A 14,262-nucleotide genomic window follows, 5' to 3' on the forward strand; every position below is an offset into this window, starting at 1 on the left:
CAGAATTATACCACAGATATTTTGCCTTGTAAATATTTTTTTACTTTTTTATAAAATTTTATAAATTGCAAGTTAAAGTGACGGTAAAATTTTGGTAAACTTGTATAATGCAAACTATTGGCACTATTGTTCGGGATGTCAAGGGCGAGCATAGCTCGTTCATCGTAGGCAAAGCCGGAGACCCTTTACATCCATTGCACTATCATCCTTTTGTTCCCGGTCTGTTATGACAGACCGGCTGCCTTCTGGCGAGGACAGGGCTTGGGACAGAGTCCCAAGGTTTTAACTTGCAGCCATATCAATTGCAGACTTATATGCTAATATTCGTCTTGGATAGTTATTTATCCATGTTTCTATCCATTTTATCGTCTTTTTACTTATTCTCCCTATATCTGTTCCTTTTGGTATAAATCGGCGTATTAGCTTGTTTGTATTTTCGTTTGTGCCTCTTTCCCAGGAGCTATATGGATGTGCATAATATAGTTTCACCCTTTTATCTTTTCCAGCCCTCACAGACCGTTCTATGCCTTCATAATCAAGAAATTCACTACCATTATCCACTGTTATTGTTTTGAATTTATCCTTAAATGATTTACCATATTTCTTCTCCAAACAATCTAGTGCTGCTACTACTGATTCTTGTGTCTTTGATGGCATTTTGATTATTATTTCCTCGCGTATACTTCTCTCACTTAAAACCAGTAATACTGCACCTTTCCCTTCACGTTTTCCAACAACACAGTCCATTTCCCAATGTCCATATTCCTCGCGCTTATCAATCTCTGTAGGCCTTTCTTCAATGCTTGTTCCTTTAAGATTTTTATGCGGTATCTTTATTTTCTTATAGTCTCTCTTTTTGCCAGCTTTTTTCACTGGAAGATCTATATTTGTAAGGTTTAAGAACACATCTCCTCGATCTATATAGTTATATACTGTCTTTGTACATATTTGGGTCTCAAACTCTAAGCCTTTCGCTTCTATCTCTCCTATCACTGCATCTGGGGAATACTTTTCTTTTACAATCTTTTTTTCTATGTGTTTGACTAATTTGTGGTCTTTACCTATCTTTAATCCAGGTCCTTTGTTCCTTGCATTCTCATAATATATTCGTTGCCCTACATCTGCACAATATTCTTCTCTGTAAGTCAAATCAGAGTTCACAAGCTTTATCTTTCCCCTCGATATTTCTCTTTCTATTGTTCTGATACCTCTTTGCATGCGCTGTGCTATTTCATAAGGTTTTAATCCCTCTTTTAACAATATTTCAATACTATATCTTTCTCTTGCTTTTAGGTGTTTATATTTTTTTGTTTTTGCGGTATTATTAATCTGGCTCATGGTTTTCTCCTTTGTTTGTTTTTCGTGGTTGCTAAACATTATACAATGGATTTTACCATGAGTCTCAATTTTTTGCTTCTTCCGTCACTTTATTTTACAACTTACCATATGAATTGCCTACTATAAATTGCCTACAAAAGCATACCCCTTAAAAATTCCAGTGTATAAAAGCCCAAAAGTAAGATAGATGTATACGTTACCACCATATCCAACCACTTTCTTTTTGTAAAAACTGAAATTCCAATATAAATGGGTACTAATGACGAAATATATCTTGATCCACTCAATAACCATGAGGGTGAAAAAGAGACAATCATGAATAATAACATATATACACTATAGGAAAGACGCATTCTCCCTATTGAATAAAAAATCAAAAAAACCACCAATAAAAATGAAATAATGCAAGGTATCCAATATGTCACCCTAAATATATCCTCAGGATTTATTGCTGATTCAGCGATACGCTTTAAGTTATTAAACATATTTCCGAATTCGTTTTCCCAACCTTCTTTCTGGTATACCAGAAACTTGTTCCAACTTCCATAGATTACTTTATTTATCGACAAGTATACAAAAAACCCCAAAGGAATCAAAAAAACATATATCCCCTTGGAAATAAAGTCTTTCAATATATTCATGAACTTCCGGTCTCGAAGCTTTTGATATACCCGATTTGAAATAATATACTCCAAAACTGCAGGAGCAAACAGAATAATACCCTGATTCTTTGTAAGTGCTGCAAAAAATCCGCATAAACCCGCTGCAAACCATTTCTCTTTTCTGAGATAGTACAAAGTCATAATTGACAATGCAATAAAAATACTTTCAGTATAGGCAATACCAAAGAAAACTGACATGGGATAAATCAACAAGTATTTTATAGATCTCATAGCGGTACTATTATCAAAATCTATCTGTACAAGCTTGTACAAATAATAACATCCTACACCTAACGACAAATCAGAAACAATAACACTTGCAAGCAAACTATTTTTAACTATCTTTGACAAAATACTTACTAAAAGCGGATAAAGCGGATAAAAAACTATCAGTCTAGCATTTTCCCCTGTGCTGTTATAACCATTTTGGGCTATATTCAGATAGTGAAGTGAATCCCATTTGTTCCACAAAGAATCAAAACATTCTACAAAACCAGAATGCTGATTTAGAGTTTGTACTGCATAAAGATAACCAATAAAATACAATACCAATCTTGAAGCAATTGCAACCATTAGTATATTTATTAAAACCTTTGGATGGTTTTTCTTTATTCTTTTATCCTGATAAATCTCTACTCCTAACAAATCCTTAATGAACACTCCTAACAACATAATGCCTATAGCTGTTACCGACAAAATACTTAGTGTTCTAATAAGTTCCGGTACTAAAGGTTCCTCATTTCTAAAGAAGATACTATATAAAAATGTTGCAGCAACTGTTATAATTCCACTTACATATGTAAGTCGTATTTTTGCTGATGAACACTCTTTATTCTTAACAAATAAAATAAAAGTCGTAAGAAAAATATTAATAATTAAAAACAAAATATAGAGCACAAATTCCACTTTTTTACCCCCCTAGCCAATTGATTTAACAGTACTTAACTGGTTGTATATGGCTAAGCTCTAATTTCATTTTATTATACTTTATTGGTTTTTTCAACAAATTTTGCCTTTTACAATGAACTTTGCTTCTTTATCCAGATTTATCAACTAATACTTAACAGGAAGGGTTTTAAACTCTGAAAACATATCTAGAATACCGCAAAAAAGATACTGAACTTTAGATAAGAAATTTTAGAATTCTGATTATAATATATGTTCCTTACTTTTTATAATCCATAAAACAACTAATACTGAACTTTATCTTCTCTGGCTTTCCATTCATCGAAGGCCTCAAGACACAATTCCCTGTCCTTCTGCTCAAATTCAACTTTTTTACGTTCTGCCTTTCCCTTGATTACATCATAAATATATTTGTCATCAAATCCTATCGAAGCAGCATCCTCCCTTGTACAACCATAAAAAACCTTTTCAATTTTAGCCCAATGAATTGCTGAAAAACACATGGGGCAAGGTTCACATGAAGTATATAGCTCACAATCCGAGAGATCAAATCTTTCCAACATTTTTGCTGCACTTCTAATGGCAATCATTTCGGCATGGTCAGTAGGGTCATTATTCTTTATGACCTCGTTATGTGCCCGTGCAATTATCATGTTGTCCTTTACAATAACTGCCCCAAACGGACCTCCATGCCCACTTTTTACACCTTCGACCGCTTCTTGAGCAGCCACTTTCATAAAATCACTGTTTTTTCTCATAATTTTATCCTTTATTTGTGAGTAGTATATTATATATTACCATATTTTTAAACAAAGTACCACCCTTCGCTTTTGACTCTCACATCGTTCGAAAGGGGCGGAATAGTATACCTTTTTGGTCACTTGAAAAAGTGCCAAAAGGGTTTTTGTTTTGTGTGCACAAATGTATAAAATTTGTATCTTGGTTATCTATATTTGTAACTTGGTTTTATTGATATTGATTTGGACACTGCAAAACGCTATTATTGAATTGCGAGGTGAAAACGCTTGAAACTAACGTTAGTCCAAAGGAAACAGGAAGATATTGAAGTTGAAATAAGATATAGGGAAATGAATTCTTATGTTGAAGAGCTTGTCAAAAAAATTGAGAGCTTCAATCATACAATATTCGGGGATGACAATGGCAGGCAGTACAAAATAAATGTTTGTGACATTTATTACATAGAAAGTGTAGATAAAAAAACATTTATTTATACAAAAGAACAGGTATTCCGTTCGGAATTAAAGCTTTATCAGTTGTTCAATGAATTGGCTGATTATGATTTTGTGCAAATCAACAAAGCATGCATTTTAAATATAAATGTTCTGGAAAGTTTGCAGCCATTGGTAAACAGCCGGATTGAAGCAAAACTGTCAAACGGGGAACGTCTTAATGTTTCAAGAACTTATATCCCGGATATAAAGAAAGCATTAACAGTAGAAAGGAACACATCAAAATGAAAGCGTTTATAAAACAATGTCTGATAACTTTCAGTCTTATAATAATTGCGGTATATCTTGTCTTTGGATTCATAAACTGGTGTTGGAACGATTTCAATTTTGCAATGCAAGTTCTCGTAACGACTGTAGTAATTTACCTTGGAAGATTTGTATCCGACAAATTTAAAAGTAGTTATCACATATTCGAAATATTGGTAGAATTTGCAATGGTGCTGACAGTTGTACTGACTTTCGGATGGATTTTTAAATGGTACCAATTATCTTACGCATGGATAATAGTTTTGATAGTCGTTATGGTATACACTGCAAGCTACATTCTTGATATTGCAAGAACCAAAAAAAACGTAGATTTCATCAATAAACAGATCATGGTAAGAAAAGAGAGAATAGCACAGCACATTGGTACACAAGATAGTAGGTTAGATCAGGAGGATAATCAATGATTACGGTTTTTAAAGCATTGACCAAAAGCCTTTTTGATAAAAAGCTCAGGCTCTTTTTGGTCATTTTTTCTATTGCAGCTTCTGCAGCATTAATTTATGCAAATGAATGTTTTTCTCAAATTTGTACACAGAAGTTTTATGAAGCGGATGTTCGGTGGGGTGGAAATTCCGATATCTACATAGAGGGCAAGGAAACCGTTGGTGCTAAAGAGTGGATTGACCTCAAAGAGTTATCCGGGTATAAAGACAAGTTTAAATATGAATTCCATTTTGTAGAAGGTAAAGCACTTTACGCTCCCAGCATTGAAGAAATGCATTATTTCTCAATTATAGGAGTGGATATTGAAAAGTTTAATACCCATAATCCTGTAAGCTTAAGTGATGGAAGTTTTCAAAATTGGGATGGGTTTAAAATTATCCTTGGTGAAACTTACGCTAAAAAGTACAACCTTAAAGTTAATGATGTTATGAAGCTCGAACTCAACGGAAGCCAATATGATTTTAAAGTTGCAGGTATAAGCGAAGCTAAAGGATTATTCCTAAGGGAACTTGCAGATGGTGGATTTATACTGGCACCTAAGAATACCATATCAGATATATTTAAAGGTGACACCAATCTGGTGTTTATAAAACTAAAAGACAGCACTCAGAAAGAAGCTGTAAAAGAAGCGCTGACAGAGGAACTTGATGAATACAAGGTAGAATATGCTATAGACGATGCCTTAATTGAAGCAGAAACATTGAACTATGTACTTCCATTCATAATCTCAGCGATTGCCGTTATTTTTATGAGTATCTTCATAATATTTACTGCATTTAATCTGATTACTATAGAACGTATACCAATGATTGGAACCTTAAGAAGTATTGGCTTAAGCAGAAAAAAGATCAATAGGATGCTTGTTGGAGAAAGTGCATTTCTAGGAGTCTTAGGTGGATTTATAGGATGTCTTCTTGGAATAGTTGTGTTGGAATTTATTCAAATAAATTATTTCAGAGGAGAAAAACCTGTACTAAATGCCAATATACTATTGGGTGCAAAGCAGATTATTATGGCGATTGGAGCTTCAGTTATCATAGCAGTCTTCAGCGCAATCATACCAATCCTTAGAATAACAAGAACTCCAATTAAAAACATAATTTTAAATGATATACATAAAAAGCAAGGAAAGAAAAACAGACTATGGATTATTGGATTTATTCTAATGTCATTGGCTGCTATTGTGCCGTACTTTTTAGAAAGTAGTCTATCCGGAATGATTGCAGGTTGTGTTCTTGCAACAGGTGCTCTGGTCGGATTAGTTCCTCTGATACCCTTTTTAACATATCATTTATCAAGGTTTATTGGAAAAATTCCGTTTCTACGCTATGACATTATCTTAGGTATAAGGAATATTCGTGACAACAAGAACCTTCTCAATAATATACAGTTATTTTCGGTATCCATTGCAATCGTTGCTTTTATGGCATCAATCTTCAATACAATGGGTTCAGACTTGATCAAGGCTTATAAAGAGGATATGAAGTACGATATTCGTGTTATCCTGAGGCATACTGATGACCAAACCGTAAAGCTTATGTCTGATATAGAGGGTGTAGAGGCTTGCAATGGAGACTATTTTACCGATGCCGGTATAGCTAATTATCAAACCTTTATTAATATACTTTATGGAATTAATGATGAGAGCTTCTTTGAATATGAAACCGCAGGTCAGCTCGATAAAAACAGAGATGCAATAAAAAACCTTAATAGTGGAAAAAACATCATCACAACAAATGTGCTAAAAAGTAAATTAGGCTTGCAGACAGGTGACAATCTGGTAATAAAATTTGGAAGCAAGGAGGTTACATATAAAATTACCGGCTTTGTTGACACTAATGCGGGAATCGGACATGTAGGTTATATTTCTTCTGAAAACTTCAGAAAAGACCTTGAAATATCTGATTATAGTGAAATTCTTGTAAAAGCAAAAGGAGATCCTGATACTGTAAAAAGCAATATAAAAAGAGCATTAAACAAAGACGTAATACGTATTGAAACCAAAGAAGAAATGGCAGAAGCCAATTCAGACAAGGTGATGGGCGTTTTCAACGCAATAAGCTGCTACAGCTATATTGCCTTAATTATCGGTATAATTGGTATTGTTAATAATCTGATCGTCAGCTTGATTCAGCGAAAAAGGAGTTTTGCAATGTATCGCTGTATTGGTATGAGCAAGAAAAGCCTGAACAAAATGCTGATAACGGAAGCAGTTGTTGTTGGAGTATATGGAATATGTTTCGGATTGACATGTGCAATAATTCTTTCAACAGTTATTCCTTTAATTGTTAGCATTTTTTGGGGGGCGGTAACAACCCAACTTGCTATAAAGGAAATGGCAATTATGGGATTAGCAGGGATTACTGCTATGTTTGCAATAGCTTTAGTACCTGTAATTAAAAGCAATAAGTTTAGTATACTTGAAAGCATTAAATATGAGTAAAGGGGATTTCCAAACCATGAATAAAATTATTGAGCTCAAAGGTGTAAGTAAATCTTTTGAATTGGCAAACACTAAGGTTAAAGTTTTGGAAAATATAAATCTTGAAATTGAAGAAGGTGAGTTTATATCCATAATGGGACCGTCGGGGTCAGGGAAAAGCACACTATTGTATCTGATTGGTGGACTGGATAAGGCAAGCGAAGGAGCAATCCTTGTGAACGGAGTTGAAATGAGGAAACTAAGTGATAATCTTGAAAGTAAAATCAGAAGAAATGATATGGGTTTTATCTTTCAGGCATATAACCTCATTGACAATTTGACTTTAGAGGAGAATATTCTTTTGCCAGCTCTGCTGGAAGGAAAAAAGAAAAAAGCTGTACTCAGAAAGGCTGAGGAATTAATGGATATCGTAGGAATATTACATAGAAGAAACCATACTCCAAAAGAACTTTCCGGTGGAGAGCAGCAAAGAACAGCCATTGCCCGAGCACTGATTAATGACCCTGATATTTTGTTTGCCGATGAGCCGATAGGCAATCTTGACAGCAAGAGCGGCACGGAAGTTCTGGAACTTTTAGGAAAGATCAATAAAGAAAGAGGAATTACAATTCTAATGGTAACTCATTCTGAGGAATCGACCAGGTATGGAAATAGAATAATAAGGCTGAAAGATGGAAGAATTATAGCATAAGGATTTTATGCCGTAATTCTTTTATAACTCAACCTTCCTGCAAAGCCCTATACAACAGAAACACAACAAAATACTCCACTCAAAGAATAATCTTACTATCGCTTTTACCTTCTATCTTTCCTATTCCATAACCATAGCAAAAAGACTGATACATGCTGGCAACTATCAATGCACTCAAGTAATCTCTCTCCTCCTTGTCAAGTCCTCTATCCATTACTTTGAGAAAGTCCTGAGTTTTATCTATTGCAATGAGTCTCATAGCTTCCCTTGTACCTGTAAGTTCATGTTCAAGTTTGTTTCGTGCCTGCTTCAAATACTCCTTTATAGTACTTTCAAAACCGTTGTTCTCATAGAATTTCTTACCTGCTCCCATTTTTGCCCTCCCTGATTTAAGCTTACTGTAATTCTTTCCATTTTACCAATAATGATACATAAAAAAAGAAAAGCTCTAGAACAATTAAGTTCTACAACTTTTCCATCTTTTACGCTACCTCGTAACAAGTCCATCCTTTTCCTTTGCAGCAAGCTTAATAGAAGAATTTTTAGTAGCATCACCTTCACGATAGGTTATAGTTATTGTATCTCCGGGCTTCTTGGAATACATGTATGCCCTAAGCTGCATCATTGTATTTATTTCTTTCCCATCAACTTCTGTCATTATAGACCCAACACGTAATCCGCTCATATAAGCAGGGCCATTTTCATCAATATTTGAAATATACACGCCGGAGTCAATATTTATAGTATTATCAAGATATGGGACCACTTCCTTATCATATGCAAATACTCCAAGATAGGGTTCAACAAAATCTCCACTCTCAATAAACCGGTTGACTATCGGTATCGCTATATTTATGGGCACTGCAAATCCTATCCCCTCTGCTGTGGTAACCTTGACAGTGTTTATCCCTATAACCTGTCCTTTCGAATTTAGTAGTGGTCCTCCACTGTTTCCAGGATTTATGCTTGCATCAGTTTGAATAAGATCCTCCATATAGTTTGTACCACCATCAGTATCAATCTTAATTGTTCTATTCAAAGCACTTATTATACCCGAGGTAACAGTTCTCTGAAATTGAAGCCCTAACGGGTTCCCAATAGCTATTGCAGGTTCACCCACAGTAAGTCCGGTTGAGTCTCCAAAAGGTATGGCTTGCAATCCGGTTGCATTTATTTTTACAACTGCAAGGTCTAAAATTGGATCTGCCCAAACCGTTGTTCCATCTATATTCCTACCATCCTCCAGTGAAACAATTATCCTCTTATTTTTTCCACCCGCAACGTGATGGTTGGTAAGAATGTAACCATTTGAACTTACAATTACTCCAGAACCAACACCCCAGCTCTCTGAGTTTCTATCAAATATAGAACTGCTGGCAACTTTCAGTACCGAGATACCAACAACCCCAGACATTGCGGATTTCGCAACACCCTGAATAGTACCACCTTGAGTAGTATTATTCGGAGTTTGTTGCTGCTGTATTGAAAGCGGCTGTGGTATGGGCTGATTTTTGGTTTCTCCAACTTGTGGCTGCTGTTCAACATCTCTCACTATATACTGTGACGCAAATAAGAACAACAGTACCCCTACACCCAAAGAAGTTACAAGCGCAGTCAAAAATGTTTTTACAAATCCGCCTTTTCCTCTATTTCTATCCTCAAACATATTATCATCCTTTTAGTGTTTATTTTTTATTATTTCAAAAATATAATAAAAGGATTCACATAAATAGTAAAAATCTTAGTTGGGACATTTAGCACAACTCGATTTTAGGTCATTTGCTTCGTAAGTTCCTAAAAAATTACAGCCTTATATTTTTTAAGGCTGTATTATATCATCAGCTGATTTTATAACCTTTTTGATACTTTTTTCAAACTTTGTTCTCGGAAGCATAACCTGATGGTCACAGCCCAAACATTTGATTTTGAAATCCGCACCTACCCTAGTTACTTCCCATTCCTTACTACCGCATGGATGCTGCTTTTTCATCTCTACAACATCACCAATGGAAAACTTATGATTCATTTTTGCTGCTCCCTTCTGCTTTTATCCACTACTAATGTATATTTATCAGTAAAATCAATTTTCTCTTTTGAAAACTCTTCTTTTACAAGCAGCCGTATCCTTCTCTCAACTTCCAGATTCTCCTCAGCAATGGCCTTGGCAGTAATTCTAAGATTAAGGCCTGCTTTCCCAAGCTCTGTTATTCCCAGCACCTTTGCCTCTTCACGGATATTACCCATCTCCGAAGAAACCTGTTTACATATTTTTTCTGATATTTCAATAGCTTTCTTTATATCTGTATTGTACGAGAGGGGAATGTCAACGTTAACAGCTTTGTCTCCCCTGCTATGGTTGATAACCTTTTTTATTTCACCGTTTGGAATAATGTAAAGATCTCCATTTCCACTCCTAAGTCTTGTAACCCTTAGCTGAAGCTCCTCTACGACACCTGTCATATTATCCAATGTAATGTTGTCTCCTACACTGTATTGATTTTCAAATACCAGAAAGGCTCCGGATATGACATCCTTTATCAGACTTTGCGAAGCAAACCCAATAGCTATTCCTCCAATGCCAGCAGCTGCCAAAATAGGCTGCAGGTTAAAAGCAGTAGACAATATTGTCAGGATAGCAACACCTGTCAATATATATACAGAGTATTTAAATATGCTCACGAATAATGTAGATAATGTATCCACCCTTTTGCGGTCTATGTATTTAAAAGATTTCTGTTTTTGAAACAGCTTCCTTATCACAAAACTTCCTATTCTGGTCAACACACCCGCAAGTATCGCAACAACTACAATTTTTATAACAATCAATGCAGGGCCATACAATCCTCCTAGAATTGACTTTAAATTATCAGGTACCCTTTTTATTTGATCTAAAAAGTTGTTCATGGAAACCTCCTCAATATTTCTATACTTAAAAATATGAACATGTTAAAGAAACAATACCTTTTATAATAGTATAAAAGTGTACAAAAGTAGTTGAAGCCTTCACTTCTATAAAGTCAGAATTTGAAATTGCTACCAGCTCTTTAAACCACTCATAGTACTAAACATTGTTAAACATCCTGACGAGATTAATACTGTTATTATTATTGCTCTTTTTAACCTTTTCTATTGTTCTGTTAATATAGTCACAAAGCTTTTTATCAAAAACCTCTTGTGTGGTCTCTTTGTTTTCAATCATAGCAAGTCCCTTTTCCCAACTTGCAGTAAGCGATGGGCTTAAAAGCTCTTTAGCTGTCCTTCTGACAAGTTCCACTATTGCTTCTCCCTTTAAAGTAGGGGTAACCACCTGTGTTTTAGAATTTATATTTATATATCCAATGTCTTTAAGTTTCTTTATAATTCCTGCGCGTGTAGCAGAAGTACCTATACCGCTTGTCTTTATCTGCTCCCTCAGTTCTTCATCTTCAATAAACTTTCCCGCCTTCTCCATTGTAATTACAAGAGATCCGTCGGTATACCTAGGAGGGGGCTTTGTTTCCTTTTCCTCAAGATCAAACCCTTTTGTCTCGCATTTCTCATTTTTAGAAAGCAAATGGATTGGCACTTCTGTATAATCCTCTTCATCTTTAGCCTTACTTACTTCATAAACTTCCTTCCAGCCAGCTTCCTTCAATGTTCTCGAACTTGTAACAAATATCTCATCCGCAACTTCCGTCTCAACCTTAACAGTGTTATATACTGCCGCTGGGTAAAATATGGCTAAAAACCTCTTTACAATAAGGTTATATATTTTTTTCTCATCCTCACTCATCTTGTTCAAGTCAGCATTAACATAAGTAGGAATCAAGGCATAGTGGTCTGTCACTTTCTTATCATCAACATACCGTTTGGTAGACTTTGTTATCTTCAGTTCACCAAATTCCTTTATCCTCGATACACAATCCTTGTAAGTTGGATTTAAAAAGAGCCCATTCAAAACTTTTGGCAATTCTCCCACTATATCTGTTGATAGTACTCTACAATCCGTCCTCGGATAGGTTATCAATTTCTTTTCGTAGAGACTTTGGGCAACCTCCAGGGTTTTATCTACAGGGAGCTTAAATTTCTTATTTGCTTCAGACTGGAGCTCCGCGAGATTAAATAGCAGCGGCGGCTGTTCATTCTTGCTTTTTATCTCAACCTTCTTTACTTTCCCTTCCCTGCCGTTTAGTTTTTCAATTATTGCTTCTGCTTCTTGTTTATTGATATACCTTTCACCGTCTTGAGCATCTTCATGGGGTTTAATACTTTTACTTCTTTCTGGAGCCCATTTGCCTTTATACTCAATCTTACTATCGACTGATATAAAACTGGCAGTAATTGCATAATGAATTTTAGGGACAAAATTCCTAATCTCAAGTTCCCTCTCAGTAACCAGACCTAAAACGCAAGTCATAACTCTTCCTATAGCAATAACCGAGGATTTGCTTTCTTTTAAAAGAGCAGACAGATTTCTTCCATAGAGGCATGTATAAATTCTGCTGAAATTCATACCAAATAACCAATCTTCTTTGGCTCTGCTATAGGCAGCCTGTGAAAGTGAATTATATTCACAAATATCTTTCGCGCTTCCAATTCCCTCTTTTATAGCATCCTCCGTCTGAGAAGACACCCATACTCTTTTTGCCGGCTTGGTACTCCCGCTGTGTTCGTACACAAGCCTGAAAATATATTCACCTTCCCGCCCACTATCGGTGCAGGCATAGACAAAATCTATGTCTTCCCTAAGCATAAGAGTTCTTATTGTCTCAAACTGCTTTTTGGTCCCTTCATTGTCAATTACTATATATTTGTATTCTTCAGGAATTATCGGAAGATGATCCACTCTCCATTCCCTATAAGCTTCGTTATATGCATCAGGAAATGCCAAGGTAATAAGATGTCCAAAACACCAGGTGATAACAGAATCCTTTGATTCTGCATAGCCTCTGGCTCTATCACTCTTTGAAATGCCTGCACCTAATACGGTTGCAAAACTCGCAGCTACTGATGGTTTTTCGGTTATATATAGATTTTTACCCAAAAATATCTCCCTCTTATACTATTATTCTTAAAAAGCTTGTCCTACTGAAGCTTTAAAAAATATATAGTTGGTCTGTTTATTGTAATGAATTTTTTACTTTGATTACTGCTGCCTCCACCCATATGACGCTAGGTTTATAGTATTAAACATAATTGTTCGTTAGCTCTAATAATTGTACATTATTCACATCAAATCTTCAATACATACTAAAAAGGAAGTCGCTGATGGATTTTCTCAAAAAAATTATATCAGGTAGGTCAGCCCCACCCGATATAAAATTATCCTTATAATCTCTTGAGATGACCTCTTGTTCTGATGCCACCTATACCTTCAACACCCGAAATTGTCATTACTGCTACTTCCTGAGGTGTTACGTAGCGGCTTTCATCAGTAAGCGCCACTTTTTCACTTACAATTGCAGGATCTAAAGCATTAATGTTTATTCGCCCCGGCGAACTTGCAAAATTGGCGCCTGCATTCATAATTCCTTCGAAATATGATTGGCATGCTCCTGCAAATATACATAACCTGTCATAACTACTTTCATATTCTCTGGCCAACTTTACAGACTGAATAAAGTATTTTGAATTTCTATAGTTTTCAATAGAGTTAAGATTACTTCCTTCCTTCTTTATACCATCATGGCCTGTCAAAACCAGTATATCAGGTCTATGATCCTTAAGTGCACGGCTTACCAATCCCGGCTGTTCACTTTCCGCAGCAACTATCCCAATAATATTTATGCCAGCTTCTCTATAGTGATTCTTACATATGTTTAAAAACTTTTCGCTGGAATCCATCTGAAGTACCTTTCCTGGTCTGTCTCTATACCTATTGAGCCAAAACAACCTATTTGAAAATCCGCGTCTATAGGTATTCCTTCTGGCATTAAATATGTCTCTCTGCAAATTCATTTGGACATTTTTGTAATCCTGCTTAATTAAATCATCACCACTTGAATCTGCTTCAATTCTGTAGAATACTCCCCTCAAAACATATACAGGTTTTATCCCTCCGTTAACGATGTCTATAATTGTAAAATAAATGTCCTCCCCATGGGACTTTCTAGTTACAATATCCCCAACTTTGTAGTCATACATATTGATCCTCCTAAAAGAAGTATACATATTACATAATATGCAGTACCTCTTATAAGAGGGGCTTGGACCATCTGCCTGTTTTACATAAAATTTATTTTAGCATAATTAACAATTTAATATTTAGAAATAAGCCCTACT

Annotated in this window: 13 protein-coding genes; 4 read left to right on the forward strand and 9 right to left on the reverse strand. The window is 35.4% G+C overall.

The annotated features are described in order from the left end of the window. Window positions 1-282 precede the first annotated feature (282 nt). The 3 genes from ACECE_RS0211205 to ACECE_RS0211215 form a co-directional block, all read right to left on the reverse strand. Window positions 283-1,338: an IS30 family transposase gene (locus ACECE_RS0211205; RefSeq protein ID WP_010243871.1), complete on the reverse strand. Its 1,056-nt coding sequence runs from the start codon at window positions 1,336-1,338 to the stop codon at window positions 283-285. Window positions 1,339-1,469: 131 nt separating this feature from the next. Next, window positions 1,470-2,906, reverse strand: coding sequence for a glycosyltransferase family 39 protein (locus ACECE_RS0211210; protein ID WP_010681304.1), 1,437 nt, complete (start codon window positions 2,904-2,906; stop codon window positions 1,470-1,472). Between the two features lie 284 nt (window positions 2,907-3,190). Further along, window positions 3,191-3,664: a nucleoside deaminase gene (locus ACECE_RS0211215; protein ID WP_010681305.1), complete on the reverse strand. Its 474-nt coding sequence runs from the start codon at window positions 3,662-3,664 to the stop codon at window positions 3,191-3,193. A 267-nt stretch (window positions 3,665-3,931) separates the two neighbouring features. On the opposite strand from ACECE_RS0211215, the gene ACECE_RS0211220 reads away from it, so the two are divergent. Genes ACECE_RS0211220 through ACECE_RS0211235 form a run of 4 tightly spaced genes read left to right on the forward strand, consistent with a single transcriptional unit; the run spans window position 3,932 to window position 8,001 of the window. After that, window positions 3,932-4,384 carry a LytTR family DNA-binding domain-containing protein gene (locus tag ACECE_RS0211220; protein WP_010681306.1) on the forward strand — a complete coding sequence of 151 codons (453 nt, stop codon included), beginning with the start codon at window positions 3,932-3,934 and terminating at the stop codon, window positions 4,382-4,384. Beyond that, complete coding sequence (locus tag ACECE_RS0211225; protein WP_010681307.1) at window positions 4,381-4,827, forward strand: hypothetical protein; 447 nt, start codon at window positions 4,381-4,383, stop codon at window positions 4,825-4,827. The genes ACECE_RS0211220 and ACECE_RS0211225 overlap by 4 nt, the downstream gene beginning before the upstream one ends. After that, window positions 4,824-7,310 (forward strand): ABC transporter permease, encoded by a 2,487-nt coding sequence (locus tag ACECE_RS0211230; RefSeq protein WP_010681308.1) that lies wholly within the window; start codon window positions 4,824-4,826, stop codon window positions 7,308-7,310. The genes ACECE_RS0211225 and ACECE_RS0211230 overlap by 4 nt, the downstream gene beginning before the upstream one ends. Window positions 7,311-7,326: 16 nt before the next feature. Continuing rightward, window positions 7,327-8,001, forward strand: coding sequence for an ABC transporter ATP-binding protein (locus ACECE_RS0211235; RefSeq protein ID WP_010681309.1), 675 nt, complete (start codon window positions 7,327-7,329; stop codon window positions 7,999-8,001). Window positions 8,002-8,080: 79 nt separating this feature from the next. Here ACECE_RS0211235 and ACECE_RS0211240 read toward each other — a convergent pair whose 3' ends face one another. From ACECE_RS0211240 to ACECE_RS0211265, 6 genes are all read right to left on the reverse strand, one after another. Further along, window positions 8,081-8,374 carry a hypothetical protein gene (locus tag ACECE_RS0211240; RefSeq protein WP_010681310.1) on the reverse strand — a complete coding sequence of 98 codons (294 nt, stop codon included), beginning with the start codon at window positions 8,372-8,374 and terminating at the stop codon, window positions 8,081-8,083. Window positions 8,375-8,488: 114 nt separating this feature from the next. Next, on the reverse strand, window positions 8,489-9,667 hold the full coding sequence (locus ACECE_RS0211245; protein WP_010681311.1) for a S1C family serine protease: 1,179 nt from the start codon (window positions 9,665-9,667) through the stop codon (window positions 8,489-8,491). Between the two features lie 153 nt (window positions 9,668-9,820). Further along, window positions 9,821-10,027 (reverse strand): DUF951 domain-containing protein, encoded by a 207-nt coding sequence (locus ACECE_RS0211250; RefSeq protein WP_010681312.1) that lies wholly within the window; start codon window positions 10,025-10,027, stop codon window positions 9,821-9,823. Further along, entirely contained in the window at window positions 10,024-10,905 is an 882-nt protein-coding gene (locus ACECE_RS0211255) for a mechanosensitive ion channel family protein (protein ID WP_010681313.1), read from the reverse strand. The genes ACECE_RS0211250 and ACECE_RS0211255 overlap by 4 nt, the downstream gene beginning before the upstream one ends. A 157-nt stretch (window positions 10,906-11,062) precedes the next feature. Continuing rightward, complete coding sequence (locus ACECE_RS0211260) at window positions 11,063-13,024, reverse strand: DNA topoisomerase 3 (RefSeq protein WP_010681314.1); 1,962 nt, start codon at window positions 13,022-13,024, stop codon at window positions 11,063-11,065. 284 nt (window positions 13,025-13,308) lie between these two features. Then, complete coding sequence (locus ACECE_RS0211265) at window positions 13,309-14,124, reverse strand: sporulation peptidase YabG (protein WP_010681315.1); 816 nt, start codon at window positions 14,122-14,124, stop codon at window positions 13,309-13,311. Window positions 14,125-14,262 lie beyond the last annotated feature (138 nt).

Source organism: Acetivibrio cellulolyticus CD2, assembly GCF_000179595.2.
Lineage (GTDB): Bacteria > Bacillota > Clostridia > Acetivibrionales > Acetivibrionaceae > Acetivibrio > Acetivibrio cellulolyticus.